This window comes from Nodularia chucula CCY0103 (genome assembly GCF_963923915.1).
Taxonomy (GTDB): domain Bacteria; phylum Cyanobacteriota; class Cyanobacteriia; order Cyanobacteriales; family Nostocaceae; genus Nodularia; species Nodularia chucula.
Window position 1 is genome coordinate 1 of sequence record NZ_CAWUOL010000181.1, and the last position, 1,720, is coordinate 1,720.

The window sequence follows — 1,720 nt, forward strand, 5'->3', positions numbered from 1 at the left end:
TTGCTGATTAGGCAAGTCCTCTTGTCAACAGGGTTTGAGATGCGCTGACCCTGAATGAGCGAGAGATGGTGACGGTAAAGGTAATAATTCTAACAAACAAGTTTCCTTGTCTTTTCTGCCTAATTCATTAATTTGATATTTACGGACATCTTCTATATCAATATTTTGGTTTCCTGCGGCACTTAATGCAATGCGAATTAAAGCCCTCCATACTGGCACATCTAATTTTGCACCTGGCTTAAAACTTGCCCCATATCCCAGAGCTTCATTATATTCTGCAACATCTTCTATTTCCTGTTGTCCTCTCTTTCCCCATATATTAATTCTCTTGTCAATATCTTTAAAGTTTACTCCTCCTGCTTCTTCCATTCCAATAAACCAATACTTTCCTTGGAAATTACCGTAGCCATAAAATGTTTCAATTAATTTTTCGAGAAGTTCATCATTGAAAAAATCTGGATTATTCATACTTCAGCAATTTCACGTAGTTTATTTAGATTATTTGTTTAAAATTAAGCGAGTATAAATGTAATGTCAACTCTGAAATTCTCTGCGACTCTGCGCCTCTGCGTGAACTAACCCCCAAACCAGTATAAAATTAGAAAGTGTATGGCGATCGCAACCAACCCCAAACTGATATGCTTTACAGACATGGTGACGTTCTCATCAGGCAAATTTCCACTTTACCCGCAGGTATACAAAAGCGGACAGGTGCTACCCTGGCTCACGGTGAAATTACTGGACATAGCCATCGGATTCAGCAAAGCCAAGCTGTACAATTGTGGGTGAATGGGAGTGAATTATTTCTGGAAGTCAAAGCACCCAGTGCTACCTTAATTCATGAAGAACATCGCGCCATTGAATTACCCCAAGGGTTTTACCGCGTTTGGAAACAACGAGAATACCGTCCTGATGCTTATGTAGAGGTAGAGGACTAATGCGGAGTCTCATGTCAAACGGGCGTATCCCCAAAAAACCAGTTAAGCAACGCCCCACCAATGAACCTGTATCGCCGGAATTAGGGCGAAAACTGATTTTACAACATCGCGCCTGGGATGGAATGCGGGTTTTAGGACATTTGAATTTAAGTGGCGCATCGGAGATTTATAACTTACCAGAAAATCTCACCTGTGAAAGTCTAGATATTAGCGACTGTATAAACTTAACTAGCCTTCCCCCAGGTCTTCATGTCACCCATGGAATTGAATTAGCTGGAAGTGGAATTACCAATTTACTACCGGGACATGGTTTTATTTTGCGCTGGCGGGGTGTGCGAGTCACAGATGACATTGCTTTTCGCTCAGACTCTCTCACGGGACAAGATATACTGAACATCGAGAATGTGGAGTTACGCCGTGTCTTAATTGAGCGTTTGGGATATGAGACATTATTGCAGCAAGTGGGGGGTTTGGTGCGCGATCGCGATCAAGATGCAGGTGGGGAACGTCAACTTATTTACATCCCCTTTGAAGACGACGAACCACTAATGGTGCTAAAAGTCACCTGTCCATCCACAGGACATATTCATGTTTTGCGCGTCCCCCCACATATTAGAAATTGTCATCAGGCCGCAGCTTGGATTGCAGGCTATACTAACCCAGACGACTATCATCCCATAATTGAAACGTAAACTCTCTGCGACTCTGCGACTCTGCGTGAAACTAATTAGGGTTTGCTGAATAAAGCCAAAAGCCAGAGAAATAAAGAGATTCAGGGTCAG

General features: G+C 42.5%; 3 protein-coding genes. 2 read left to right on the forward strand and 1 reads right to left on the reverse strand.

What is annotated here, in order from left to right:
- Positions 1-24: 24 nt before the first annotated feature.
- Positions 25-468 carry a hypothetical protein gene (locus ACM0OP_RS24030; RefSeq protein WP_414530923.1) on the reverse strand — a complete coding sequence of 148 codons (444 nt, stop codon included), beginning with the start codon at positions 466-468 and terminating at the stop codon, positions 25-27.
- A 137-nt stretch (positions 469-605) separates the two neighbouring features.
- Here ACM0OP_RS24030 and ACM0OP_RS24035 point away from each other — a divergent pair, with 137 nt between their 5' ends.
- Both ACM0OP_RS24035 and ACM0OP_RS24040 read left to right on the forward strand, forming a co-directional pair.
- Positions 606-938 carry a hypothetical protein gene (locus ACM0OP_RS24035; protein ID WP_414530924.1) on the forward strand — a complete coding sequence of 111 codons (333 nt, stop codon included), beginning with the start codon at positions 606-608 and terminating at the stop codon, positions 936-938.
- Positions 939-949: 11 nt separating this feature from the next.
- Positions 950-1,630, forward strand: coding sequence for a DUF6745 domain-containing protein (locus ACM0OP_RS24040; RefSeq protein WP_414530925.1), 681 nt, complete (start codon positions 950-952; stop codon positions 1,628-1,630).
- The last annotated feature ends 90 nt before the right edge of the window (positions 1,631-1,720 follow it).